This is a genomic window from Pseudomonas sp. TE12508 (assembly GCF_056279485.1).
This window is the reverse complement of the sequence record NZ_JBWCCN010000007.1, coordinates 162845-188878: the sequence shown is the minus strand read 5'-3', so window position 1 is coordinate 188878 and position 26034 is coordinate 162845. Positions and strand designations below refer to the sequence as shown.

25 protein-coding genes and 3 pseudogenes are annotated in these 26034 nt (G+C 54.0%); 10 read left to right on the top strand and 18 right to left on the bottom strand.

Translation table 11 applies throughout. The features are described from left to right. Positions 1 to 2 precede the first annotated feature (2 nt). The 15 genes and pseudogenes from ACZ9IM_RS11785 to ACZ9IM_RS11715 form a co-directional block, all read right to left on the bottom strand. Positions 3 to 203, bottom strand: coding sequence for a 2-hydroxymuconate tautomerase family protein (locus ACZ9IM_RS11785; RefSeq protein ID WP_476223961.1), 201 nt, complete (start codon positions 201 to 203; stop codon positions 3 to 5). A 16-nt stretch (positions 204 to 219) separates the two neighbouring features. After that, complete coding sequence (gene dmpH, locus ACZ9IM_RS11780) at positions 220 to 1023, bottom strand: 2-oxo-3-hexenedioate decarboxylase (RefSeq protein WP_008157146.1); 804 nt, start codon at positions 1021 to 1023, stop codon at positions 220 to 222. 11 nt (positions 1024 to 1034) lie between these two features. Continuing rightward, entirely contained in the window at positions 1035 to 1817 is a 783-nt protein-coding gene (gene dmpE / locus ACZ9IM_RS11775) for a 2-oxopent-4-enoate hydratase (protein WP_476223960.1), read from the bottom strand. Between the two features lie 10 nt (positions 1818 to 1827). Beyond that, positions 1828 to 3288: a 2-hydroxymuconic semialdehyde dehydrogenase gene (locus ACZ9IM_RS11770; RefSeq protein WP_192408449.1), complete on the bottom strand. Its 1461-nt coding sequence runs from the start codon at positions 3286 to 3288 to the stop codon at positions 1828 to 1830. A gap of 18 nt (positions 3289 to 3306) precedes the next feature. Next, positions 3307 to 4011 carry a class II aldolase/adducin family protein gene (locus ACZ9IM_RS11765; protein ID WP_476223959.1) on the bottom strand — a complete coding sequence of 235 codons (705 nt, stop codon included), beginning with the start codon at positions 4009 to 4011 and terminating at the stop codon, positions 3307 to 3309. Continuing rightward, on the bottom strand, positions 4008 to 4871 hold the full coding sequence (locus tag ACZ9IM_RS11760) for a VOC family protein (protein WP_476223958.1): 864 nt from the start codon (positions 4869 to 4871) through the stop codon (positions 4008 to 4010). Before ACZ9IM_RS11760 ends, ACZ9IM_RS11765 begins: the two co-directional genes overlap by 4 nt. Positions 4872 to 5051: 180 nt before the next feature. Continuing rightward, complete coding sequence (locus ACZ9IM_RS11755; protein WP_427623204.1) at positions 5052 to 6287, bottom strand: MFS transporter; 1236 nt, start codon at positions 6285 to 6287, stop codon at positions 5052 to 5054. Positions 6288 to 6374: 87 nt separating this feature from the next. Then, on the bottom strand, positions 6375 to 7322 hold the full coding sequence (locus ACZ9IM_RS11750; RefSeq protein WP_427623202.1) for a SphA family protein: 948 nt from the start codon (positions 7320 to 7322) through the stop codon (positions 6375 to 6377). 184 nt (positions 7323 to 7506) lie between these two features. Next, the gene (locus ACZ9IM_RS11745) at positions 7507 to 8460 is read right to left on the bottom strand and encodes a fumarylacetoacetate hydrolase family protein (protein WP_427623201.1); all 954 of its coding nucleotides are present in this window, start codon (positions 8458 to 8460) and stop codon (positions 7507 to 7509) included. 10 nt (positions 8461 to 8470) lie between these two features. After that, positions 8471 to 8848, bottom strand: coding sequence for a YciI family protein (locus ACZ9IM_RS11740; RefSeq protein ID WP_427623200.1), 378 nt, complete (start codon positions 8846 to 8848; stop codon positions 8471 to 8473). Then, on the bottom strand, positions 8841 to 9773 hold the full coding sequence (locus tag ACZ9IM_RS11735) for a VOC family protein (protein WP_476223957.1): 933 nt from the start codon (positions 9771 to 9773) through the stop codon (positions 8841 to 8843). Before ACZ9IM_RS11735 ends, ACZ9IM_RS11740 begins: the two co-directional genes overlap by 8 nt. A 15-nt stretch (positions 9774 to 9788) precedes the next feature. Further along, positions 9789 to 10103 (bottom strand): NIPSNAP family protein, encoded by a 315-nt coding sequence (locus tag ACZ9IM_RS11730; RefSeq protein WP_007938251.1) that lies wholly within the window; start codon positions 10101 to 10103, stop codon positions 9789 to 9791. After that, positions 10097 to 11020 (bottom strand): annotated as a pseudogene (locus tag ACZ9IM_RS11725) (NAD(P)-dependent oxidoreductase); the annotation flags it as partial. The gene ACZ9IM_RS11730 and the pseudogene ACZ9IM_RS11725, both read right to left, overlap by 7 nt. A gap of 442 nt (positions 11021 to 11462) precedes the next feature. Further along, on the bottom strand, positions 11463 to 12134 hold the full coding sequence (locus ACZ9IM_RS11720) for an amidase family protein (RefSeq protein ID WP_476223956.1): 672 nt from the start codon (positions 12132 to 12134) through the stop codon (positions 11463 to 11465). Continuing rightward, positions 12118 to 13545, bottom strand: a complete 1428-nt coding sequence (locus tag ACZ9IM_RS11715; protein ID WP_476223955.1) for an AAA family ATPase — start codon at positions 13543 to 13545, stop codon at positions 12118 to 12120. Before ACZ9IM_RS11715 ends, ACZ9IM_RS11720 begins: the two co-directional genes overlap by 17 nt. A gap of 139 nt (positions 13546 to 13684) precedes the next feature. Here ACZ9IM_RS11715 and ACZ9IM_RS11710 point away from each other — a divergent pair, with 139 nt between their 5' ends. Next, positions 13685 to 14002 carry a DUF7693 family protein gene (locus tag ACZ9IM_RS11710; RefSeq protein WP_476224060.1) on the top strand — a complete coding sequence of 106 codons (318 nt, stop codon included), beginning with the start codon at positions 13685 to 13687 and terminating at the stop codon, positions 14000 to 14002. A gap of 78 nt (positions 14003 to 14080) precedes the next feature. Then, complete coding sequence (locus ACZ9IM_RS11705) at positions 14081 to 14290, top strand: hypothetical protein (RefSeq protein WP_223527270.1); 210 nt, start codon at positions 14081 to 14083, stop codon at positions 14288 to 14290. Positions 14291 to 14439: 149 nt separating this feature from the next. Here the strand turns inward: ACZ9IM_RS11705 and ACZ9IM_RS11700 are convergent, their stop codons facing one another. Next, a complete protein-coding gene (locus ACZ9IM_RS11700; RefSeq protein ID WP_476223954.1) occupies positions 14440 to 15138 on the bottom strand; it encodes a CHAD domain-containing protein in 699 nt (232 codons plus the stop codon). Positions 15139 to 15494: 356 nt separating this feature from the next. Here ACZ9IM_RS11700 and ACZ9IM_RS11695 point away from each other — a divergent pair, with 356 nt between their 5' ends. After that, the gene (locus ACZ9IM_RS11695; RefSeq protein ID WP_457327096.1) at positions 15495 to 15668 is read left to right on the top strand and encodes a hypothetical protein; all 174 of its coding nucleotides are present in this window, start codon (positions 15495 to 15497) and stop codon (positions 15666 to 15668) included. Between the two features lie 71 nt (positions 15669 to 15739). Here ACZ9IM_RS11695 and ACZ9IM_RS11690 read toward each other — a convergent pair whose 3' ends face one another. Continuing rightward, complete coding sequence (locus tag ACZ9IM_RS11690) at positions 15740 to 15955, bottom strand: hypothetical protein (RefSeq protein WP_008001700.1); 216 nt, start codon at positions 15953 to 15955, stop codon at positions 15740 to 15742. A 259-nt stretch (positions 15956 to 16214) separates the two neighbouring features. Beyond that, the gene (locus tag ACZ9IM_RS11685) at positions 16215 to 16370 is read right to left on the bottom strand and encodes an antitoxin Xre/MbcA/ParS toxin-binding domain-containing protein (RefSeq protein ID WP_476224059.1); all 156 of its coding nucleotides are present in this window, start codon (positions 16368 to 16370) and stop codon (positions 16215 to 16217) included. A gap of 769 nt (positions 16371 to 17139) precedes the next feature. Between ACZ9IM_RS11685 and ACZ9IM_RS11680 the strand changes: the two genes are divergently transcribed. From ACZ9IM_RS11680 to ACZ9IM_RS11650, 7 genes and pseudogenes are all read left to right on the top strand, one after another. Beyond that, entirely contained in the window at positions 17140 to 18444 is a 1305-nt protein-coding gene (locus ACZ9IM_RS11680) for an NAD(P)/FAD-dependent oxidoreductase (protein ID WP_476223953.1), read from the top strand. Between the two features lie 11 nt (positions 18445 to 18455). Then, complete coding sequence (locus tag ACZ9IM_RS11675; protein ID WP_008069803.1) at positions 18456 to 18776, top strand: DMT family transporter; 321 nt, start codon at positions 18456 to 18458, stop codon at positions 18774 to 18776. A gap of 926 nt (positions 18777 to 19702) precedes the next feature. Beyond that, positions 19703 to 20794, top strand: a pseudogene (locus tag ACZ9IM_RS11670) (cache domain-containing protein); the annotation flags it as partial. A 390-nt stretch (positions 20795 to 21184) separates the two neighbouring features. Continuing rightward, positions 21185 to 21700 (top strand): annotated as a pseudogene (locus ACZ9IM_RS11665) (methyl-accepting chemotaxis protein); the annotation flags it as partial. Between the two features lie 170 nt (positions 21701 to 21870). After that, complete coding sequence (locus tag ACZ9IM_RS11660; protein WP_008069800.1) at positions 21871 to 23355, top strand: aldehyde dehydrogenase; 1485 nt, start codon at positions 21871 to 21873, stop codon at positions 23353 to 23355. A gap of 10 nt (positions 23356 to 23365) precedes the next feature. Further along, complete coding sequence (locus tag ACZ9IM_RS11655) at positions 23366 to 24592, top strand: NAD(P)/FAD-dependent oxidoreductase (protein WP_008069799.1); 1227 nt, start codon at positions 23366 to 23368, stop codon at positions 24590 to 24592. A 39-nt stretch (positions 24593 to 24631) separates the two neighbouring features. Then, entirely contained in the window at positions 24632 to 26032 is a 1401-nt protein-coding gene (locus ACZ9IM_RS11650) for an aldehyde dehydrogenase family protein (protein ID WP_008069798.1), read from the top strand. The last annotated feature ends 2 nt before the right edge of the window (positions 26033 to 26034 follow it).

Below are 26034 nucleotides of genomic sequence, written 5' to 3'. Positions count from 1 at the left end.
GATCAGGCGTTACCACGCCGGCGTTCGGCAAGGGTCTTGCCACCTGCGGCCCACTGGGTTTCGGGAATCTCTTGAAGCAGCACGCGTACGCTTTCTACGGACACATCGAGGCTTTGCGCGATGGCCTGGGTGACGTTGACCAACAGTGCATGCTTCTTCTCTTCACTGCGGCCCTCGGCGAGGTGGATCATGGCGATAGGCATGGTCGATAGCTCCGGATCAACGCTGGCTGGACGAGGTGAAGCGCATGGAGACGCTGCCCAAATGCTGGTAGCGCACGGTGATGTTGTCCCCGGCAGCAACGGCAATGGCCTCGGTGATGCCACCGGTCATGATGAAACAGCCCGCCGGCAGTTCACGCCCCTTGGCACCGAGCATGTTGGCCAGCATGGCGACGCTCTGCGCCGGGTGGCCAAGCACCGCAGCGCCGGCACCGGTCGCGACCACTTCGCCGTTCTTCTCCAGCACCACGCCCAGGCATTTGAGATCGATGCCCTGCACGCCGCACATTTGTCCGCCAGTGACGAAGCGGGCCGAAGAGGTGTTGTCGGCAATCACGCTCTTGAGATCGAAACGGAAGTTCTCGTAACGCGAGTCAATCACTTCGACCGCCGGCAGGATGAAATCAGTGGCAGCCAATACGTCGCCAACATGGATGCCCGGGCCCTTGAGCGGATACTTGAGGACGAAGGCGATCTCGGCTTCAACCTTGGGATGGATCAGCCCGTCGACATCGATAGCCGAGCCGTCCAGGCAAGAACCGTAGTCCGTGAGGAAGCCGTGGATCGGGTCAGTGACCCCCATCTGCTTCATCTTCGCGAAAGAAGTCAGGCCCATTTTCAGACCGGCGATTCGTACACCACGGGACTCCTTGCGCTGGCGAATGGCGTCCTGGATGGCGTAGGCGTCTTCCCAGTCCATGTCCGGGTGGGCGTCGGTGATCTTGGCCACCGGCTCACGGTTGAGCTCGGCGTTTTCCAGGTGTTCAGCCAGTTGGGCGATAGTTGCTGCAGAGAGATTCATAAGGGTTTCCTTCAAACAAAACGAACGGAGGCCGAGCCGATGCCGCCCAAGCTGATGCGTAATTGATCACCGGCCTTGACCGGCACCATGGCGGCCAGCGAGCCGGAGAGAATGACTTCGCCCTTGTTGAGTCCGATGCCAAGCTGGCCGAGCTTGTTGGCCAGCCAGGCCACGGCATTAGCCGGGTGGCCGAGGGCTGCGGCACCCGCGCCGGTCGCGACCACTTCGCCGTTCTTTTCCAGGGTCATGCCGACACAGGCCAGGTCGACGTCACGCGGGGCCACGCCCTGCCCGCCCAGGACGAAAGCCCCGGCGGAGGCGTTGTCGGCGACGGTGTCCTGGATGCGGATTTTCCAGTCACGGATGCGCGAATCGACAATCTCAAAGCACGGCATCACGTAAGCTGTGGCGCGCAGTACATCGGCTACGGTAATGCCCGGGCCGTGCAGATCTTCCTTGAGCACGAAGGCGATTTCGCCTTCGGCCTTGGGTGCGATCAAACCATCGATGGCGATGGCGGCGCCGTCGGCATAGAGCATGTCCGAGAGCAGATGACCGAAGTCCGGTTGATCGACGCCGAGCATGTCCATGACCACTTTGCTGGTGACGCCGATCTTTTTTCCGATGACCCTCTGGCCGTCGTCAAGGCGTGGCTGGATCATTGCCAGCTGTACTTGATAGGCCTGCTCCAGGGTCATGTCCGGATAGGTGTCGGTCAACGGCGCCACAGCCTGGCCGTTGCTGAGGGCCTGATGCAGTTGCTGGCCGAGAACGTGGATTTCTTGCTTATTCATAGATGGCTCCTTACAGCCGCACGCAGACGTTGCGCAGCTCGGTGTAGAACTCAAGCGAATGCACGCCCCCCTCACGGCCAATACCCGACTGCTTGGCGCCGCCGAAGGCGGTACGCAGGTCGCGCAGGAACCACGAATTGATCCAGCAGACGCCCACGTCCAGCGCGCTGCCCAAACGATGGGCGACCTGCAGGTTGGAGGTCCACACGCTGGCGGCGAGTCCATAGGGGGTATCGTTAGCCAGGCGGACGACTTCTTCTTCGGTATCAAAGGGTGCGATGTGGCAAACCGGGCCGAAGATTTCCTCGCGCACTACGGCCGAGGTTTCCGCAAGGCCGGTCCAGATCGTCGGCTCGAACCAGGCCCCTTCGGCCAGGTGCTCCGGCACCTGTGCAATGCCACCGCCGTGGACCACCGTGGCACCATCGGCGACAGCCTGACGGCAATAGGAAAGAATCTTCTCGCGGTGACCGAGCGAGATCACCGGCCCCATGGTGCTGTCGTGCTGATTGGGATCACCCACCTTGATGCCTTCGGCGTGGGCCTTAAAGGCAGCGACGAACCGCTCGAACAGCGGACGCTGCACGTAGATGCGCTCGGTTCCCAGGCACACCTGACCGCTGTTCTCGAACACAGCGCGCCCCAACCCCTTGACGGCCTTTTCCAGGTCCGCATCGGCGAAAACGATGCCGGCGTTCTTGCCGCCCAGCTCCAGCGAAACCGGGCGGATACCTTTGGCCGCGGCCTTCATGATGATCTCGCCCGTGCCGGTTTCACCGGTGAAGGTGACACCATTAACCTCTGGGTGAGCGGTGAGGAACGCGCCGGCCGAGTCGCCGCCGAAGCCATGCACCACGTTGTACACACCGGGTGGCACGCCGGCTTCGTTCATGACTTCGGCGAGCAGCGTGGCGGTGGCCGGTGTCTCTTCGGAAGGTTTGACCACCACAGTATTGCCGCAGGCCAGGGCCGGTCCGACCTTCCAGGTCATCAGCAACAGCGGCAGATTCCAGGGGCAAACAACGGCGATGACGCCACGGGGTGCCCGCACGCTGTAGTTCACAGCCTTGCCACCGTCAGGCGTATCCATCACGAAACTTTCGGTCGGCACATTCTTGATCAGGTCGGCGAACACCTTGAAGTTGGCCGCACCACGGGGAATGTCCAAATGCCCGGCGAGCGCGCGGGGTTTACCGGTATCGGCTACTTCGGCAGCCACAAACTCGTCATGGCGACGTTCGATGCCATCGGCCACCTTGTGCAACAGCGCCGTTCGCTGGGCGACGGTCATGCTGCCCCACGGGCCTTTCAATGCCGCTTGCGCAGCTCGCACGGCGGCGTCGACTTCAGTCTTGCCGGCCTCATGCACCAAGCCGATCAGGCTGTTATCGGCAGGGTTTCGGTTTTCGAAGGTACGGGCGCTACTCACCCATTCACCATTGATGAAATGGCGGAATTCTTTAGCAGGCATAAGGTATTCCTTCTTGTTTTAGAGTGTTGGAACGCTGGCTTCGGGATCGCCCGCCGTCAGGTATTCCCACATGCGTTCGTAGATTCGGCCGCTGGTGACAGCCCGTTGCGCGCAGCTTTGCGCGTCGAGTACCGGCCCTTGAGCGGCAAGACCTGCGCTGTGCAGTTGCAATTCAATCCGCGCGGCGTCTTCCAGGTACCAGGTCAGCGTCAACGCTTCGATCAGTGACGCGCCAACGACGATGGCGCCGTTGCCACGCATGACCAGGGCGTTGCCCTGTCCTAATTGATTGGCCAGGCTGCGGGCCTGCTCGTCACTGCGCAGCAACTGCGGGTCGTCCCACAACGGGATTGGCACCTGGAAATAGCTGCCCATTCCATGGCGAGGTTGAGGTGTCAGCCTTGCACACGACAGGGTCATGATCTGGGCAGGCATGCTGCGGATCACCGCATGGGCATCCTGACGGCGACGGTATATTTGCTGGTGGATGCGGACCTCACCCAGCACACCCTCGGGCAACTCACCTTTGATCGGGACCACAACGCCTGGCTCGCCCGGCCGGATCAAACCCATCGGTTGCGCGGCGCAAACCAAAAAGTGCTCCTCATCCAGCCGCAGGCTGCAGTGCCCGTAGGCGTGCACCAGACCGGCGCGGGACAAGGCGCGCGCGGCCACGCGCACTTGCGATTGCTGTTCGCGGCTGGGGGTTGGCAAGCGACTCACGATTTGAACTCCGGAATGTCAGGCTTCGCACCCCACGCGCAGAATCCCGCACCCTCCGCCGGAAACTGCCGAGGCTGGTGGCTTGCATCATTCTCTGGAGAGATCAGGCTGACCCCTGTCGAGTATTCGTAGGTCATACCGTCAGGTCCCTCGAAGTAGAGGAACATCGCGCCCGAGGTGGGGTGGCGGCCCGGACCGAAGAGGATGCGTATGCCCCGCTCAACCAGGAAGTAATAGGCGCGCATCAAGTCATCGACGGTTTCCACCTGGTGGTTGATGTGTTGCACACCGGGATGGGACGAAGGGAACAACGCGATCTTGTGATGGACCTCGTCGATGCGCAGTAGGGGCGCCTCGCCAATTCGGTCACTGACCCTGGCGTTTGCGAGCTGAGTCCAGAACAGCTCGTCACGCCGGGCATTCAGGGTGCGCAAGCCAATGTGGCTGAAACCGGTGATGCCGGCATCGCGACTAGGGAAATAGCGTCGTCCGCTGGCTTGGGGACGCAAGACCAGTTCGATGTTGTTGCCGCTGGGATCCTTGAAGCGAATGAAGTCATCGACATAGCGCACTTCAGCGTCTGCACGCGAGCCATGCTGCACGTCGAATTCATGACGCTCCAGCAACACCGCGGCGTCTTCCAGGTCTTGCGCTGTCCTGACCTCGAACGCTGTCGTGGTTTCCTGCGGATCGCCCTCGTAATAGCAGAGCGTGTGGTCGCGACTGTCCGATCGGAAGTACACCGCGCCGTTGGCTTCTCGGGCGACCTGCAGTCCGAGAACCTGAGTGGCGTAGCGACGTGCTTCGTCCAGATTCGCGGTACCCAACCGTATGTATCGAATGTCATGCAGGTTGATCATGAGGGATGTCCTCTTATTTATTGTTGTCTGGGATTCATCTTCCCGTTGCTCAATAAATAAAAGAAGCAAATATTAGTTATTAGCACTATCTGAATTTCTTATAGAGATATCAGCCTTTTCGGGAGCAAAAAAAAATGCCCCGTATCCGTAGATACGAGGCATTGTCACCCACGAGTCAGGTCAACCGATGGCCTCCTTGGCTATGTCTGAAGCGGTGGCCTGAGTACTCATCTCGCCCACTGTTTTATTCCTTGGCATGGAGATCACGAACACTGCGGAGATGACGTAGAAGCCGGCGCAGACGATCAATCCCGCTGCCAGGCTATAAAAGCTGGCAATGCCACTGAGCAGCACGGGGGCAAAAGCCGCCAACCCTCGGCCCATGTTGAAACAGAAGCCCGCCCCCAGCGTTCGCACCCGGATCGGGTACATCTCGCTGAAGTAAGAACCGAACAACCCTGCGAACACCATGAAAAATGCGTACCCCGCCCCGATCCAGATCAGCGATTGGGTCTGGGTGGTATAGACATAGACCAGCGCCATCATGGATGTCAGCAACAGCGATATGACAATCGTAAGCCGCTTGCCAATGCGGTCGGCGATGAAACCGAATACGTTCAGGCCAAAGAAATTCCCGAGATGGAGTACCGCCATAAAGCTGGTCATCGACGCCACAGTCAAACCACGGTCCTGTATCAGGTAGGTGGGCAGCCACGTGCTGACGCCCCAGGAGCCAAGCAATGCAAAGCTGGCAGCAAGAGACCCCAGCAGGGTGTAACGAAGTAGCTCAGGCGAAAAAATCTCCCTGACCGATATCCGCTGCGCAGCAGTGCCCTGAGTATCGCGCTGAGCCTTCCAGGCCGGCGATTCCGGAATCAGAAAATACACATAAATGATCGGCAATATCACCGCGGCGCCGGACACGAAAAACATCAAACGCCATTCCGGCAGCATGAACTTCGCCGCCAGGGCAGCCGCGATGGCGCCAATCGGGAAGGCACTGATCACGAAGGATATGGCTCTGGCGCGTTGCTTGGGCGGCCACGTTTCAACGATATAAGCCGAGAGGATCGTCCATACCCCGCCAAGCCCAAGACCAGAGACAAACCTCAGGCCCGCCATTACGTAGAGATCATGAGCGAATGCAAAGACACAGGTCAGTGCACCGAAGATCGCCAGCGATGCGATCAATGCCTTGCGCCGGCCGAAGTTGTCGGAGTACCAGCCTGTGGCAACGCCACTCACACCAATACCCAGCAATGTAGCGCTGGCCAACGCACCCACCTCATGGAGGCTGAAACCCAGGTCCTGGCGGATAACCGGCAGTGCGAGCGTCAGCAGGATGATCTCCATTGCATCAAAAAGGTAGGCGATAAATCCACCGATCAGTACGTGCCACTTGGATATTCCAGTCATGGTTTCACCTGGTTTTAATTATTGGACAGTGATGTTTTGTTCAAGGGCCGCCACGTTGTTTATGGCTTCCCTTGGAGGAGGTGACGTTCAGAATCGGTAAACGGCCTGCAGCCAGATACGATCACCTTCGGCTCGGTTCTCGACCTTCGTCTCGTGCTGCCATTTCATGACAAACCCGATTGCCGGGGTCTGGTATTTGATCGCGGGGCCGATCGCGGCGACCTGACCACGGTTACCATCCAGGTAGGTCTGGCCATTTTTCTCATCATCGCTGACCTGCTTGTACAGGTAGCCGTTCACGCCTACCTGCCATTCGCGGGTGATGTTGTAGCCGATGTTGTAGTCGGCGTTGAACTCACGGCCGGAGCGATAGTTGGTTTCGGAGTTCTCGCCATTGATCATGTAGATGAGCTTGGCGCTGACTTCCAGATTCTCAAGCGGATAGGCGGTAAATGAATACCAGGGCCCATAAGCCCATGTGTTTCGACCCGGGTTGAACAGGCGGTCCTTGTCATAGGACCCAATGGGCACAAACACATCCAGACCGAGTAACTGGTGGTACCGTGGAGAGCTCCAACCCAATACAAATGGAACCACCGTCAGATCGCCGACACCTTCTTGATGGTCGCTGCGATGAACGCGACCACGAGGAGTATCGACATCAAAACTGATGTCACCCTTGATCAAGGGCAAGGCAAGGCGACTGGCCAGCTTGGCACCCAGTATCGAGAAGTCCTGATAGACGTAATCCACGCGTATCGACAGTGCCTGGACGTTAAGGTCAAAGTTGTGAATACCTTGTTTTTTATCGCCCTCGCCGTCCAGCGTTTTGTTCGCACTGTAGTCGGACAAGTAGAAGAACTCGGTAAAGCCTGGGGGTGGCATCTTTCCCGCGCCGACCGTATTCACACCTAGTGGGTATGAACTGCCGCCGCCCTCTGTTGCCTGGGCAAGCGGAACGCAAAGAAGACCCATGCACAGAGCACTGATGCAGGCATTTGACGCGTACCGGGTATGTGATCTTAGTGTGCTCATCTCATGTACCATTATTATTTTTGTATGACGGAAGAGAGTTTTTTTGAAACTTTCAGCGTTAGCGCTACTTAACAACGGCAGGCAAATTTCAGGTGCAGCGATGCACACCGTCATTTGTCATGACGCTGCAAACAGTTGAGTTATTCAACGACCGAGCACTGATTGCCCGGCCGTCAGCACGGTATTAGCGAATAGTGGTTTCCAGCTCGCCGAGCCCTTCGATGCAGACTTTCAAAACATCACCGCGGTCCAGGAACGTATGGCTTTCCATGCCCACGCCCGCCGGGGTTCCCGTCAACAGGACATCGCCGGGAAACAGGTCGATGGTCTGGCTCAGATAGGAAATCTGCTCTGCAACGCCGTACATATGGTTGCGGGTATTGGAATCCTGTACCCACGCACCGTTCCTCGACAGCTTGATATTCAAGTTCTCGGGGTCTTTCACAAATTGTGCCGGCGTCAGGTACGGGCCCAATGGGCAAGAACCCGTGAAGCATTTGTGGCCAATCCAGTCAAAGCGAAACGGCGAGCTCGGATCGACTTGCTCGCGACGCAGTCGATCACGCGCGGACAGGTCATTGGCGCAGGTGTAACCCGCCACATAGTCGAGTGCCTCTTCAATGGAGACGCGCGACGCTCTCTTGCCGATCACCACCGCCAACTCGGCTTCCCAATCGAGCATGCGGACACCTTCGGGAATGTCCACCGCTTGCTTGTGTGCTAACAGACTGCCGCGGCCGGGCTTGATGAAATGCCATGGGGCAATGCCCTCGCTGCGCGGATCCAGCGACAGTTTCATGTTGAACGCGCGGGCCATGGCTTCGACATGGTCACGATAGTTTGCTCCCGCGCAATAGATCGTGCCTGGACGTTCCAGAAACGGAGCAAAGTGCAAAGTGGCAAGATCAAGCCGCTGCGACTCATAGAACGCTGGCGCTTCAAACACTGCCACTGCAAGCTTTTGCAGCTGCGGATTGGACGTCTCCCAGCTCTCGAGCAATGTATCGATGGAAGCTGTCGGCAACTCAAAGCCGGCCTTGGCCACAAGCTGACCAAGATCATAGGCGTAATCGCCAACCAGCAGGCCGGTAGCGTTTGACTGGACATCCGTCCGATAGGTGAAAAGCTGATACTTCATGGGGCCACCATCACAGGAGCGAAAAGCGTTGGTTGGAAAAACTGACGTGAAGCGTGAGGCCGCCTTCCATGAGCAACCACTTGCGTACCTCTACGTCATAAACACCGTGGGCAATAAAGGGATCTGACTGGACGATGCGCAGCGCTTCGGCTTGATCCGCCGCACGCAGAATGCTCATGCCACCCAGCTCACCGGGAAAGGTCTGATCCGAGACAAAGGGTCCGGAAGCAAACAACTCGCCGCGTTGCTGCGCCAGAATCGCCCACTTCAAGTGGGCGTCCAGCAGCTCTGGTACGCGGGTCAGATCCCGTGGCGTACGCATGACCACGAACAGCGGCTTGTTCAACATCCCTGCCAGCAGTTCCTTGGTCGCAGAGCTGTCACTCATCACGCGCCGCCTCGAAGTTCTGAATGAACGACTCAGGAGGTGGATTGGTTGCCCACACGGCGATCAGGTCTGGTGGTGCCCCGTCGATAGCCAGCCATTCGCTGTCATCTTCAGGAATGACATCGATGTCCCAGAAGTATTCGACCATGCTGTCCCAAGGGTCGCGGATGTAATGAAAGTAGTTGGAGCCGGCCACATGCCGGCCCAGGCCAAATGCGCTTTCATAGCCCAGGCTCATCAGGTGTTGAGCGCCCAATTCGATCTCATCAATACCCATCACCTCAAAACTGAGATGGTGCAGGCCGCTATGACTGCTCTTGGCCAGGCCCAGTACATGGTGATCACCGCCACAGCCACACCGCAGAAAGGCTATCTTGTCCCCCGCGCGATCAGAGACTTTCATCCCTAGCACCCGGGTATAGAAATCAATCGAACGATCCACATCGGGGGTAAATTTGATCAAGTGACCCAAGCGCAACGGTGTCACTCGACGCAACTTCGAGGACGGTGTGCACCCGCGCTGACCGATGCGGCGGTAACGGCCCGGGGTGTTCGACTCTGGCGTCGGCAAAGGAGCTAACGGCATGGAGTCGGCGTCGGTTACGTGAACCCAATCGCCGGACGGATCACGAAACCACAATCCGTCTTGCCCGATATCAAACGGTGCCGGATGGATGACCACACCGTGGTAGCTCAGGCTTTCTCGAATAGTCTGCAGGCCCTCTGCATCGGTACCAAACGAGATATAACTCAGGCGCTTTGTGGTGCCGGGCATCAGTCGCACTTGATCCTGGGCGCGCCCCTTACAGCGCAACACCAAATGATCACCGGCCATGCGGGCTTCGAGCCCGACAGCTTCGTAGAAGGAGCGACCCACTTCCAGATCCGGAACAGTCACGCCTACGTGTTGTAGAGAACGAATCATCTTGGACGCTCCTTTTTAACGGATAGGGGAAAAGGGGGCGGCGCTCAACAGTTCCACTTGCTGGGCAACCACCAGATGGCCGTTCTTGCCAAGGAACGTACGCCATCTTGGATCACTGGACAGTGCCGCGCGGCGTTGGGCACGGTCCTCGTAGCTGGAATATCCCCACAACTGAATGACCCGATTGATGTCCCCCGTTTCCGGTTTGAAATAACCGATCAGGTTGCCCAGTGCCTCGCCCTGAAGTGGCAGCCCCTCCTCCTCGTAAGCACGCAGGAATTCGTGCAGGGCACCAGGCTTGAGTTGATAGGTACGTTGTTCAATCAGCATGTTGTTTTCTCTTTTTTGGAAGGTGCCTGGGAGTCGGCCTGGGAGTCGGCTTCAATCAACTTGATCACTGCCGAGATATCTTCTTCACCAATGCCTTCTTCGATTGCCCTTAGAAAGTAGGGCTTGGCGGCATTGAACAAAGGCGCGGCGCTACCGAGTTCCTCGGACAGCTCACTGGCCATGTCGATGTATTTTTCCAGCGTGGCGAAAGGTCCTGGCGCCGGCAGAAAATGACGATCAGCCATCATCGGTGCTCTTGCGCTGAACATCGTTGAACCACCCGCGCTTTGGCGTATCACCTCAACCACCTGCTGTGCGCTAAACCCTGCTTTCACGCCAAGGTTTAACGCCTCGGCTGCGGCCAAGGTGTGAATAGTCACCAGATAGTTGGCAATCAGTTTCATCGCGACTGCGCACCCAAACCCACCGATATGGAACTGGATGTCGGCGATTGCATCGAGCACGGGCTTGCAGTGCTCCACCAGGTCAGAGTCACCGCCCAGAAACAAGGAAGCCTTGCGTAGGCAAACCATGGATGGAGTACCACTGACCTCCGCTTCCAACACCCGCGCACCACGTTGTTCGATACGCTGAGCCATTCGTTGCTTGAAGGCTTTGTGATAGGTGCCGATCTCGATGAGCGTGTGCTGCGGCCCTATGGACTGAAGCAGGCCATCAGGCCCCTCCATGATTTCCATGTGGGCCACTTCGCTGGGCAGGCAAGTGAGGATGAAGTTTGATTGCGCCGCTACGGCGGCTGGGCTTTCGAGCGCGATGCCACCCTGACGGATGAAGGCCTCGCGATCTCGACGTCGGTAACCGACAACGCGAAATCCGGCCGCAAGCAGGTTGGTTGCGATAGGAAGGCCAAGCTGGCCGATTCCCACCATACCGATGGTTATCACAGGCATTTTTCGCTTCTCTTGTTGTTGTTCTTTTACGCAAAGCTTGAAGCTCGGCTAAGCGCTAACCTAGGCGTAGCTGGGTTTGGGAGCAAACAGCCCAGGTTATGAATAAGTAGAAGCGAGGGTTATACAAAGGGAGGAATGGGCTTGATGCCTCAGCCATCAGGCCGCAAAGCAATGAACCAAACGAGGAGGCAGAGCTTTCGTCACACAGAAAGAGGCGCTACTGCATCATTGATCTGAGCCATGAGTAAAGAGGCATTAGCCTGGTGCAAGAGCCAGGGGCATCGGCGTGTGCAGTGGCTTCATTTGGCTGCCATCCATGATCAAGCAGACGTCGCACTCAGACATCGTCATCACTGGCTGCTTGAGTGCCGGCCCTACCGGGCAGCGGTTGTGAACATGTTAGAGGTGTCCCAGGCGTCGGATAAAACCAGCCAGCATGTTCAGATTGTTATCGATAGGTGGGGGCTTTGCGACAGTGGGTCGCTTGCTCAAACCCGTAACCCAGTCTGAAAAGATCAGGCTCATGGTAAGGCAGGACTAGCAGCTCCATGCCGACTGGCAGACCGTCGTCACTGAATCCCGCGGGCAGACAAATCGACGGCATCCACATCTGCGAGGCGATCAGGGTGTTGGTCGGAAAGCCCAGGACTTCATGTTTGCCTTCTCTTATTTCCTGCTTGCTGGGAGGCAAGACCTGGGTGCAGGGGAACACCAGCGCATCCAGATTGTGCTGGGCAACGATACCGACCACCAGGCGCTGAAATTTGTCGCGCGCCGCCATTTTCTGGAAGTACTGCGGATCATCCTCTGGATGTTCAGGGCCTTCAAAAATAGCCTCTAGAAGATCGAGCGAAGGCTCGTAGAGTTTCTTTTCCCTGATCATCTCCAGCGTAGCGACTGGCATATTGTCACGTGAAGCCAGAAACCGATTGATGTCAGAACGCGAGTGCGACAGATAGAGCGAGGTTGCCAGGATATGCTCCATCAAGTCCGGAATCTCAACGTCGATCAGTTCGGCACCGGCGTCTTTGGCGGCATCCAGTGCCGTGGCGATGACCTTGTTGACCTTGGCAGACGCGGGGTCGTCATCGGAACCAAATGCGTTACGAATGACGCCCACCCTCCTCTCTCACGAGGACGAATCCCTTGAGCCCCAGAACACCGAGCCACCTGTTGATGCTATCCACAGACTGATCGATGTTGGTGATGCTGGCCTTGCTCTGCGCTATGACATCCTTGTGAGCCTTGGCCTCCTTACGAATCTGCTCCACCTGCTGCCTTGTTTGGTCTCGCTTTTGATCAAAGTCCGAAACGTACTTGGAGGTCTCCTTGATCCACACGTCGCAACTGCCTCGGAAACAGTTCCAAAATCGCGTCTTGATTTGATCCAGGTACGTTTTTCTATCTTTAACCTTAAGATTGATTGCGTCGATCTTGTCCTGTTCGACCTTAACCACCGCGTTCAAGGCAGCAATCAGGTCAGCTGTCGAATCCAATGTGATGGAAGTCGAGGGACTCATCAGTTTGGACTCAATACTGAACATATTTTTCCGAATTGCTGCTTGCAGATTGGCGGCTACACCCGCAAACGATCCAAGCTGATACTCGGCTTTTTCAAGCTGAACGAGAAGCCGCTTAACCCCAGCCTCATATCGAGCCGCCAATGAGTTGAGCTGCGCCACTCGCTTTTCGTAAGTCTGATCGAATACGCCCTTCAGGTGCAGGTAGAAATCATCAGGCAGCTTTTGCTGGCAAAACGGGCATGTCTCATCAGCCTGGTTAACAAAGGCAAAGGCTTGCTTCACCCAGTCTGAGTTACCCAGTTCCTGGATGAGAGCAGAGAGGTAGGAGTCGCCAGAGCCTGCGATGCATTCTTGAAAGATACTATTAGACTCGACATCACTTTCCTGGAATGTGAATCTCGAAATTTGCGGTAACTCGATGTCGCTTGCTGCTTGGAGCTCTTTGGCCTCTGACTCCAGCATTTCCAACGTATCAGCGGTTGCGGTATAGGCTAATGGAGAGACCCTTTCCAGCAGTTTCTCTTTTGAATTGATCTGATAAAAGCAGTATTTAAGCGGTGAGTTGTCGAACGGTTTCTTTAAAGCCCAAACACGATCTCGCAGCGCTTCACGGTGATCTTCCTGCGCCTTGACGTAACCCATTCCAGTTTTAACCACATCCTGCTGCTCTTCGCCCAATATCTTGAGCGCATCCTCTGCCTTTTTCAAAGCAGCCTCAGCGTCAATGTTGCCCTCATTTAGGGTGAAAATGCCGGGCTGTGAGCTCGCGTGGAAATTTTTCTCCATGAAGGTGTGGTTGTAGACCAGTACCTCCCGCTCAGCGTCTACAGGATTGATTCGGCACGCTTTGAATCTTGGGTCGGATAGACTCTGCAGGTAGTTACCTATGGTCGTCTTGCCCGTTCCGTTATGGCCGTAGAGCACGTTAATTTTCGTCAAAGGGCCCATAGTGGCATCCACATTGGGCGAATAGCTGGATACATTGCGCAACACGATCTCTTTAATCACGATGCAGTCCTTAGCTGTTTGGAAGATCCACATCTCATCCTATGAGCCATACAGCTATGACTCAAGGATTTACCAATACTTCCATTGTCGCCGTTGTATGTGCGTCAAGGGTTGCTCCATGACTCCAAGCGAGAATGATTTGAACACAACCTCCCCCCTCACCGCCCGTGATGTCTACCAGGTACTGAAAGACGTCGCGCTGGGCACACGCACCATGCATCGGGCCTCTCAGCAGACTTGGAATGAGATTTACAACGGTCTCATGACTGTTGAGATCGACGGTTGGCGTCTCACGCTTTTCAATGACGGCGGCACCTTGGATTACTGCGAGGATTGCAGGTCTCCTGACGGTCGTATCGGGGCTCTTGAAACCTGGCAACGCTACGGCACTGACCCGGTCGAACTATTAAGTGGCTGGGAACGAGAACAGCTTGAGCGTTTGCTGAACGCGAGCTGACTCTGCGCGCCATCAATAGCCGAGCGCCTACCAAATTCTCCTACTGCTACGCTGTCCTTTTTTCATGGAGGAATCGTGATGCCAAACTCTGACCTACTCCCTTCCCTGCTTTATAAGATTAACGAAAACCAGCAAGCCCTTGAGGCTGCAATCATGGAACTGACGCTCTGGGTCGAGCAGCGTGGATCGGGTGAGATTGGAGGCAACGTGCGTGGTGCGTTGGATACGATCAGAACAAATGAAGAGTTCATCAACATGACGCTCGCTGTGTTGATGGCACCGGAGTGATCCTTCCAATACGTAGAAGAAGCCTGTTGAGTAGCTCACCCCTTGCCTATCAGCATCAATAGGCCTGTGGTTGAGCTGTCTTAAAGAGCCATCTTCACCACACCAGAAAACAGTCACCGTTTTGTAACTTTACGGCAGTAATACTCTGGCTATTCAACGCCTGCTGTTTTTTCTGCTGCCACTTTAGGCGGCTTTTTTTTGCCTGATGATTTGGGCAGCAGCTTCGCTAGGTCAACCAATTGGATCTCGGCCTTTTCGAGCGCTGTGGCTGAGCAGCTTTGCCAAGCCTTTTCCAACGGACGCAGGTCGGGTTCGATCAGCGCCTTTTGGCACCATTGATAATGGTCATGCCAGGAACCTAAAGCCGATTGCAGTGCCTTGAGAGAACTCGCCGCTTTACGCGAGAGAGGTGAAAGCTTGGGGAAAGCTTCCGTGAGGTAGCGCGTCCGCTTGACCAGGATTCTCAACTCATGCCGATCGAATCCTGCGTCATCCACGGCAGCATGCAACCGGTCGATCTGTTTTTTCAGCGCTTTTTCTATTTGAGGCTGGACGTGCTTTAAACCGCCTTTGACTTCAACGGAGCGAAAGGTGGAAGGCCATTCATCCAATTGAATGAACAGGTTCTTGAGGGCCGGACTTTTTAGAATTTTGGTGTAGTTCGACGCTAACCGAGTTTTTCTGAGTTGCGCCTGAACAGGAAAGCCTTTGTTCTCCAGCTCCTGAATCATCACCTCCAGATCGCGAGCCGGCGTGGTCAGCCTTCCCACTTCAGCCGCCGCATTGTTCAGCGCCACCACCTCGCTCATGGCGCGCATCGGTCGGAGCAAACTCCTGATACGCCTCACGGCAATCCTGAGATCGTGCAAAGCTTCGCTATCAGTCCGTGCCTCCAAACGAGCGCGGGAGTGATACAGGGCAATCTAAAGTGCCAATATCTCAGCAACGAACTTGTCTACGAATGACATTCGGTCATCTCATTGAAACGATATCGACACGAGCTTAGCAGACGCGTGGATCAATTTTGATCCGCTCTTTCCATCAGTTATTTGGCTGATACCTGCGGAGAAGTACTCATACTGTTTTTTGCAGAGCGGCCTAAATGGATACGCCATCAAAGCATTGATCTAGAGCCTTTGTTTCATTTTGACACATCTGAAAAGTACGCTACGATCCGCCGCACCAAAACGCATAGGGATTGCAAATGAACGTCAGAATTGAAGCGCATGAGGAAGGCAGTGGATGCACGGTCTGGCTCGACAACAATGCAGTGTCGTTCCAGAACCTGGAGGAAGCGAAGACATACGTGACTCAGTTGCAGGAGCGGATTGAAGCTGCATCCAGTTCATTCGCTCAAGGAACAACAGATTCCGAGTAGGAGCAAGCGTTCTGCCTAGCAGCGAATTGGGCTGTAAGCCATGGAGGGAGCTCAAAAGTGGTGAACGCGGGTCACGCGAGCTTGATAGCTCCGCCTTGGATATCGTCCCGCGCCATTCGCAAGTCATTGGCGTCTTGGTTGAGCCGATGAATGAGGTTGAGCAATCGTTGGCGCAGCACCTCATCTTGGAGCTGCTCAGCAGCACGCATCACATCAAGCGCCGCTGCCTCATTGTTGGTGGCAACGGCGTCGAGTAGTTTGCGCATGCTTCTTGATGGCCGATTCATCTCCAACCCTCCTAGGTTTCGGTGACGCGAATCATATGGCCGAAATGTTTCGTTAGTGTTTCAGTTGCACGAACTGGTTTTGAATCACCGGCTCCGGCTGATTTGACGCTAGCTGGGGTGGCATATGAGGAGTCGATTACGCTTGTAGCAGCGATCCGTGATGAATCTAAAGCGCTACCATCAAGCCGGGCCTTGCCCGAATGAACGATTACAACAATCAACGTCAGGTACTACCGCTGAACGAGACACATGACGAAATTTAAACGAGCACCCCGCTCTCCAGTCGAACGATAAGATCGACGAAAGCTCTCGTTTCTACCCTCGTCCTCAACATGTCCAGCGGGCGCTTTGAACCGAGCCCTCGAGCCGGCGAACTCATCCATTCCGTTGCAGCGGTGACGTCATCCTCGAACAGGATCTAGGCTTTCTCAAAGACAGCAATCAATGCCACCAAACGGTCGCTTTCAACGGTGCTGAAGCGCCCTATGTTTGCCCTACGCACCAATGATGTCGGGGATACGCCGATAGCCTGAGAAGTGACCTTTCGCTCGACCTGCAGTGTTCGATTTTATGCTAGACGGCTCAGTAGACGAGATCAGTCGTGGCTAACTTGACGTAAACCCTACCTCAATGTGCCACACAAAGCTGATCTGATTGCTAGACGAGCGGTTGCTGCTCAGAGTTTCGCTTTAGCGCATCGTTGAAAACGCCAGCGAACTATAATCAATATTGAAACACGGAAAATGCTTTTTTCTATTGATTCTTCAAGGGCATAACACACGAGCAAAATGTAAGCAATTGTAATCATCAACGTCTATAACTAGCCTGAATACTCGGTCAAATAATGCAAAATCTGCTCGCTGGTCTAATCAGCACATTTTTGGCCTCCTGCGCTATAGATGACCGGGGCGCATGAAGGCAAGATCTCCCCTCAAGCAGGATCAGCACCAACGAATACAGAAAACCAATACAGCTCCAACCAACATCAACCAAACAAAGGTTAGTTTCAAGTTTTAGTATCTAACGCTTTACCCTTTAAACAAAACTATCACCAAAAGAATAAATACAAAAAACAATTCTACAGCGTCATAACTGACTATGAGAAAGGTGAGTGTTTAGCTTTTGGAGATATACATGTACGCAATGCCTTCTTGCCTGAGTATTCCTGTGAATGGAGTCTACTCATGAGCACTTCCAAGCGAATCGTAATCGTGGGCACAGGCTTCGGGGGACTCGCCGCAGCCAAAGCACTGGCTGGAAAAGCCTGCGAAGTCACTTTGGTGGATAGGAGTAATCACCATCTTTTCCAACCTCTGCTCTACCAAGTAGCCACAGCGATGCTGTCTCCAGCAGACATAGCGACTGCGACCCGCACAATAATCAGAGCTCAGAACCTTCGCATCGTCATGGCAGAAGTGATCGGTGTGGACGTGAGTAAAAAGCGCCTACTGACTAAAACCAATGATGATCTGCCATACGATTATCTGGTACTGGCGACGGGTGCTGATTACAGTTTCTTTGGAAATGATGAATGGGCCCTGCATGCTCCAGTTCTCAAATCATTAGAGGACGCATTGACGATACGCGAGAAGCTTCTCAGTAATTTTGAACAAGCCGAACGCAGCAAAGACGTCGCTCGAATTCAGAATTTACTAACGTTTATTGTGGTGGGAGCGGGCCCAACAGGCGTGGAGATGGCCGGAGCTGTCGCGGAGCTCGCTAAGACTGCCCTTACACGTGACTTCAAAAGCATTGACACCAAGCATCTGAGAATCCTTCTGGTTGAGGCTGGCAGTACAGCTCTGTCGGCTTTTCCTGAGGGACTGTCGTCATACGCCGTTCAAGCGTTAAGAACGTTAGGCGTAGAAGTACACTTGGGCAGGCCAGTGAAGACAATTACGGACTCCGGGATCATGTTGGGTAACACCTGGATCGCGAGCAATAGCGTCATATGGTGCGCCGGCACCCAAGCCCGACCGGCAGCAACCTGGATTGGTGCTAAGGCTGCTCGCAATAAGGCGATCATCGTGAATGACGATTGCTCGGTGCCGGGCAATCCAGAAATCTTCGCAATAGGTGACGTCGCCTGCTACCAAGCAGGTCTGAATCGACCACTTCCAGGGATTGCCCCGGTTGCCAAACAGCAAGGTGCATATGTCGCCAAGGCGATCCTTGCCCGTATACAAGGCAAACCCAGAGTTTCTCCGTTCAAGTATCGCAATTGGGGAACGATGGCAGTCATTGGTCGATCCCACGCGGTTGCCGACTTTGGAAAGATTCGCCTGAAGGGCTTCACCGGCTGGTTAGCCTGGTCACTCGTTCATCTCTTGCTCCTGATTGATTTCCGCAGCCGCACTTCCGTGTATTTGAACTGGTCATGGGCCTGGTTCACTCGTGGTCGCTCTGCAAGGCTTCTAACAGGTGTTCAACGAAAGAAAAACCCTCCGAGCAACGTTGATTACGACTATGCAACGGAATCGAAAAGTTAAAGGGGCATGTGATGGCTTGGATCTATCTAATTATTGGCGGTTTGTTTGAAGTCGGATTTACGACGTGCATGCGCTACACGGATGGTTTCAAAAATATTCCATGGACGTCAGCATTCATAGTTTGTATTGCCTTGAGCATGTATTTCCTCGAACTGGCGACTCGCAATATCCCATTAGGTACCGCTTACGCTATCTGGACAGGAATTGGTGCATTGGGGACTGTCGTAATAGGAATGATATGGTTTCAGGAGCCATCCACGATAACGCGTGTACTTTTTATTCTAGGTCTCATTGCTTGCATCGCAGGGTTGAAGCTGACTTCAGGGCATTAAAAATGATATAGGTACGTGATCACTACAGGCTTAGAGTTTTTAAACCATATTTATTACAAATGGAGCTTTCGTGGAAAACGAATGGATCGGTTACACCATTGTTAGCATGCTTATCGTGACGGGTTTTCTCATTCATGGAGTGAACTGGAGGGAATAGCCCTATTGGGAACATTAAATAAGCTGAACACAAGTCCTACAGAAATTTGAATCGCACTTTCAAAGGGAATGTTACTCAGATGCCACATTGGCATACCGATGGGGCATTTGAGCGAGGAAAACCAAGGAAGGTCGCCTCCCGCTTCGATTTGTGATGCCCACATCAGCCAGGCTTGTGGGATGTTTGGCGACTTCAATCCCCTGCATAGACTCACCTACAGCGCGCCGGGTTCACAAACCGGTATCTCGGCAGAGGCGAGCACTAAAATATATGATTGCGCGGAGTTATCTTGGGAATATAAAAAATCTAACGTAGTGGTTTATGCAATCTTGCTCATCGGATGAGTCATCCAACTTGGAAGCTGCAGAAATTTGGGTGTCCAGCCACTTGAGCATGAAAGCTATAAAGGAAGTCATAACGCCCACCAACACTCAGTCCTCAAAGCCCTTTCTTAGCATGCTTATTCGAGCATAAGAAGCAAAAAAATTGAGTCTTTAGTAAAATTGGCCGCAGCGGTATTTTTTTGGCCGTTTGAGGCATTTCTGCCCACGTAAAGATACTTCAATATCAGTCAATTGCTCTCACCCACTCCGTCAACCAGTAACAGACATAGAAACATTCAAAGGGTATCCACGTGCAAATAACAATAAAAAATAAAATTACGATACTGGCCGGAATTTGCTTGCTCAGCGTCGTAGCCGTATTGCTAGGGAGCACAGCCTCCCAATCGAAATCAAATATTAATTATATAAAAACAAAAACCCTCAATATGATAGACGATGCGGCCATCAGTAGAATGCAATCTAACGGCGAGATACAGGCCTTAAAAATACAAGCCTATTTTATCCGGTCGTACTTATACGGTTCTGGTGTCGCAGAGCAGATCAAAAAACAGCGAGAACTGGGAAATCATTTCGCCATTACTACCGAACAATCCCGAGATTCGTTGAACCAACAGATAAAGCTTGCACTGGCGACAAACCCCAACATTTTAAGTCTCTATGTTGTTTTCAATAACGATGCCCTAGACGGTCAGGACAAGAAATTTGTAGGCAGAACCGACCTTGGCAGCACAGATAGCGGAAGGTTCGCCAGCTACTGGATTAGAAAGGAAGGCGCGATTAATGCGCTTACCGTCACCGAGAAGATGATAAGCGATACGTCACCAATGCTAGATGGCACGCCATTCAACTCTTGGTTCACCTGCCCCAAGACAACGATGAAACCCTGCATTCTAAACCCCTACAAGGAAGAGCTCGGCTCGAACTCAAACCTGATAACATCAATCACCTTCCCATTGATTGAGAATGAGAAGGTGATCGCTGTATTTGGAATGGATATAAGTCTGCAGCAGTTACAAAGCCTTGCAAAGATCAGTAGCGAAAGCCTTTATGATGGCGCTAGCAATGTCAGCATTATCAGCCCAGCTGGATTACTAGCGGCTCACAGCGGTGACGAAAATCAGTTGGGTAACCAATTGGATGCAGTCTACGGCCCCGACGCCTCACAAATACGTGAAGGCTTAAATTCTCCAAAGGGCTCAGTAATTCGCACGCATGACAAGCTACGTGTCATGAAAAATTTTTCCCCTATTCCCGAAACGCCTGCCTGGATGATCCTACTCGACACTCCAGAATCTGTACTTTTTGAACCCGCAAAAAAACTAGAGAGCGAGCTGGATACTCAAGCCAGTCAAACCAGTCGGCAAAACTTTTTGATCGGGATAGGCGCAACGCTCTTAGGCCTAATCGTTTTATGGTTCGCTGCAAGGGGTATTACCAGGCCAATAGTCTCGGTATCAACAATGCTGAAAGACATTGCGACCGGTGAAGGTGACCTAACGCGAAGGCTCAATCACCGTGCACGGGATGAGTTGGGGGAGCTTGCATCATGGTTTAACACGTTCCTCGACAAGCTTCAGCCAATCATCGCCGAGGTGAAGCAGTCAGTTCATCAAGCGAGGGACACTGCAGATCGCTCTTCGAAAATCGCCCAAGAAGCAAGTGCAGGGATGTTTCAGCAATACCGCGAAATTGAGCAAGTCGCCACAGCCTCACATGAAATGAGCGCCACAGCCCAGGACGTAGCCAAAAGCGCCGCTCAAGCAGCCACCGCAGCCAAGAATGCAGATGATGCAACGAGCGAAGGTCTCGTAGTAATTGATGCTACGACAAAGAAAATTGGAATGCTGGCTCAAGAGATGGACGCAATGATGGGCCAAGTGAAGACGCTGGCCGTCAACAGCGACCAAATAGGTTCGGTTTTAGACGTGATTAAGTCCATCGCCGAACAGACCAACCTTCTGGCATTGAACGCCGCAATTGAAGCAGCCCGAGCAGGAGATGCTGGCCGTGGCTTCGCCGTTGTCGCAGATGAAGTCAGAAATCTCGCCAGAAGAACTCAAGAGTCGGTCGAAGAGATCCGGTTGGTGATTGAGGGACTGCAGCAAGGCACTCGAAATGTCGTGGGTGCTATCGGGGGTAATCACAGACAGGCCCAGGATAGCGTTGAGCAGGTCGGCTCTGCCGTGGAAGCCCTTCAACGCATTGGCGCTGCTGTGCGCGTTATTAACGACATGAACCTTCAAATCGCTACTGCAGCCGAGGAGCAAAGCTCCGTGGCCGAAGAAATCAATCGCAATATCGCGGGCGTGCGGGGGGTCACAGAGTCCCTGAAGACACAAGCTGACGAATCTTCCCAAATCAGCAGCACCCTGAACGACCTCGCCAGCCAGCAGCAGGTTTTGATGGATCATTTCAAGGTTTAGGGATCCTTGCCCTCTCCTTTCAATGAATGAGAAAGACCAACGGTCTTTTTTTAACACAACTGTCGTGCTATAAAGATTCAAAACGTCCTACAGGATTTCGGCAAAGCTCCACGCGGCCACCGATCTACCTCTAGGACACCTACAAAAATGTACCTGGAGGTTGAAATTCAATGATTCGTACTCGTGAGTATTGGCAGGTCAAGAGTGCAGGCTTGAGCCCAGAAGGTAGAGCTTTCATTGATGGCGAATACGTCGATTCGGTCTCTGGGAGAACCTTCGACTGCGTTAATCCAGCGACCGGAAAAGTAATCGCGAAAATTGCCGACTGCGACCAAGCCGATGTGAATCTGGCCGTACAGGTCGCCAAAGAGCGCTTCGAAAGCGGCGTCTGGGCAAAGCGCTCCCCTACCGAGCGAAAAAACGTTCTGTTGAAATTGGCATCGCTCCTGAAGGACAACATGGAGGAGCTATCACTTCTCGAGTCCATGGATATGGGTAAACCTGTTGAGGTTTCCTATAGCTACGAAATGCCGGAACTGGTGGCGTATGTCCAATGGATCGCCGAAGCCGTCGACAAGCTTTACGACGAAGTTGCGCCGACTGGCCAAGGTGACCTGGCGCTTATCCGGCGGGAAGCGCTGGGTGTCGTCGCTTGCGTGGTGCCGTGGAACTTCCCGCTGGATATGGCCATCTGGAAATGCGTTCCTGCGCTGGCGATGGGCAACTCTGTTGTGCTTAAACCCGCTGAACAATCGCCACTCACCGCTATCAAGCTCGCTGCACTGATGAAGGAAGCTGGTATTCCGGATGGTGTGTTCAACGTCGTGACCGGCTACGGTGAAACTGTCGGTGCCCCACTCGGCCTGCACATGGACATCGCCTGCCTGGCTTTCACAGGCTCAACTGAAGTCGGTAAATATTTCCTCCGTTACTCCGCCGAATCCAACATGAAGCTGGTGTGGTTGGAGTGCGGTGGCAAAAGTCCAAACATCGTTTTCGCAGACACCGAGAACCTCGATCTGGCAGCAGAGCTGGCCGCTCGAGTTTTCTACAATCAAGGTGAGGTCTGTTCTTCCCCGACTCGCCTGCTCGTTGAAGAAAGCATCCACGACGAGTTCGTTAGCAAGGTTGTGAAATACGCCGAAGCCTACGAACCAGCTGATCCTCTTTCACCAGAAGCACTCATGGGTTCAATGGTAGAAACACTGCACACCCAGCGCGTCATGAAATTCGTTGAGCAAGGAAAGAAAGAAGCGACGCTCGCCTATGGCGGTGAGCTGGTTTGCATCAACGACAGCGAAAACTTCATCCGCCCAACCATCTTCACCAACGTCACAAACGAAATGCAGGTCGCACGGGAAGAAATCTTTGGCCCTGTCCTCAGCATCATGAAATTCAAAACTGAAGAAGAAGCTGTAGCCATTGCCAATGACTCGATCTATGGGCTGATGGCTTCTGTATTCACGTCCAACCTCTCCCGTGCCCACCGCGTTGCCGAAGCACTCAAAGCCGGCACCGTAACGGTGAACACGGTCGACATGATTTCTCCTCTAGTGCCATTTGGTGGAGTGAAGCAATCCGGTAACGGACGCGACAACTCACTGCACGCTTTCGAAAAGTATTCAGCACTTAAAACCACCTGGATCAAGTACTAAGGTAGGGGCCATGAACAACAACGAAACTATCGTGGTCATCGGAGCTGGGCAAGCAGGCTTCCAAGTCACGGCCTCGCTACGCCAGGGTGGCTTTAAAGGGCGCCTAGTGATTATCGGCGATGAGTCCAACATCCCTTACCAGCGCCCTCCACTTTCCAAGGCGTACCTTAAGCATCAGGCGGATGAGACTTCTATTCAACTGAGACCAGCTGAGTTTTACTCCGAGAACGACATCAAGCTGGTGTGTGGCGATACGGTTGAGCATATCAACCGCAGACTCAAAACGGTACTCACCAAAGGTGGCAGGTCATTCAATTATGACAAGCTCGTACTGGCCACGGGTACACGTCCGCGTGAGCTGACACTTGAAGGTTCCAACCTACAAGGCGTCCACTCGCTGCGCTCCTTCCTGCACGCCGCAAACCTGCGGGACGACATCAGCAGCAACCAAAACATCGTCATCATCGGCGGTGGATTTATTGGCCTGGAAGTCGCGGCTTGCGCAGCAGGGCTCGGTAAAAATGTAACGGTTCTTGAGTATTCGTCGCGCCTGATGGAGCGAGCGGTTTCACCGGTTAGTTCCGAATTCTTCAAAACCTATCAGCAAAGCATCGGTGTGAACGTAGTCACCAGCGCCCGCATTGCAAAGCTTTCCGGTTCGGAGCGTGTGCAGCAGGTGCATCTGGAAAATGGCGAAACAATTGATTGCGATCTGGTTCTCGTAGGTGTCGGTGCACTGCCCAACGTTGAACTAGCAGTAGCTGCTGGTTTGGATTGCGACAACGGCATCCTGGTTGATGAGTTCGCCGTGACCTCTGACCCAGACATCCTCTCAGCTGGCGACTGCACCAATCACCCCAATCAGTATGCCGGTGGCCGATTCCGTCTGGAGTCGGTTCAGAACGCTATCGACCAGGCAAAGGTGGTCGCCTCCACGATTCTTGGACAGCGCATTGCCTATCACATCGCACCTTGGTTCTGGTCGGATCAAGGCGAGATAAAACTCCAAACGGTCGGCCTCCCTATTGGTACGGATCAGTACGTAGTTCGCGGGGATCTGGAGCAACGCAAATTCAGCGTTTTCCATTACCGCCAAGGAAAACTGATCGCGGTTGAAAGTATCAATTCAGCTGGTGACCACATGGTTGCGCGAAAGTTGATTACGTCAGGCCTCAGCCCTATTCCAGAGAAGGTTAGCTCTCTGGATGTAGAGCTGAAATCGCTCCTGGCCAGCTAATTCCCGAGTTTTATTTTTCATCTCTACGGACATGTACCCATGAGCGAAATGATCAAAGTTATCGCGCCCTTTGACGGCGAAGAAATTGCCGAAATCCGCGCAAATACAGAACAAGAAATCGAGCAGGCACTTGCCACTGCTTATGACTTGTACCGCAATCGTAAAGGCTGGTTGAAGAAGGCTGAGCGGATCGAGATCTTGCGCAAAGCCGCGACGCTGATTGGTGCGCGTCGTGAAGAGCTGGCGCGCATCGTTGCTCAAGAAAGCGGAAAACCGCTTAGAGATTCGTTGATCGAAGTAGACCGTGGCATCGATTGTCTGCACATCTGCATCGAAGAAATCCGAGGCAAAGCCGGTTCCGTCATTCCCATGGACTTGAACGCAACGTCGGCCGGCCGCATCGCCTTCACACAGCATGAGCCTATTGGTGTCGTAGTGGGCGTTAGTGCGTTCAACCATCCGTTCAACCTAGTCGTCCACCAGGCTGCCCCAGCCATCGCTGTGGGGGCACCGGTAATCATCAAGCCAGCGGTAAAAACGCCGATGAGCGCCTACGCGTTCATCAATATTCTTTACGAGGCAGGCCTGCCTAAAGCCTGGGCCCAGATCGTTTTACCAAACAGCAACGATCTCATCGTTAAGCTTGTCGCTGACTCCCGTGTAGGTTTTTTCTCCTTCATCGGTTCGGCTGCAGTGGGCTGGATGTTGCGTTCCAAGTTGGCGGCTGGTACCCGCTGTGCATTGGAACACGGTGGTGTCGCACCTGTGATCGTTGCCGAAGATGCCGATCTGGAAATGGCTCTTCCACGCTTGGCCCGTGGTGGCTTTTGGCACGCCGGACAAGCCTGCGTATCCGTGCAACGCGTTTTCGCAGATCGCAAAATCGCGAAGAAGGTCGCACAGGGACTCGCTGAGCTTGCAGCCAAAGCTATCGTTGGAGACCCCCTGTCTCTCAATACTGACATCGGCCCACTAATTTCGCACAGCGAGATCAACCGAATCGATCAGTGGATAACGAACGCAGTCGATGGTGGTGCACAACTTATCTGTGGTGGTGAGCGCATCTCGGAAAGCTGCTACAGCCCAACCGTTCTTCTCGACCCACCGAAAGACTCTGACGTGATGCGTAAGGAAGTCTTCGGCCCGGTCATTTGCGTATACAGCTACGACAGCCTCGATGAGGCACTGCACGAAGCAAATTCTCTGCCCTTCTCCTTCCAGGCGGCCGTGTTCACTCAGAACGTGGATACCGCCCTGTACTGCTACAGGCACTTGGACGGGACTGCCGTGATGGTTAACGAAAACACCTTGTTCCGGGTCGACTGGATGCCATTTGCTGGGGCACGTCACTCGGGTCATGGCGTAGGTGGCATTCCCTACACCATGCACGAAATGCAGATCGAGAAAATGATGGTTTGGCGCTCCGACGTACTGAATTGAGA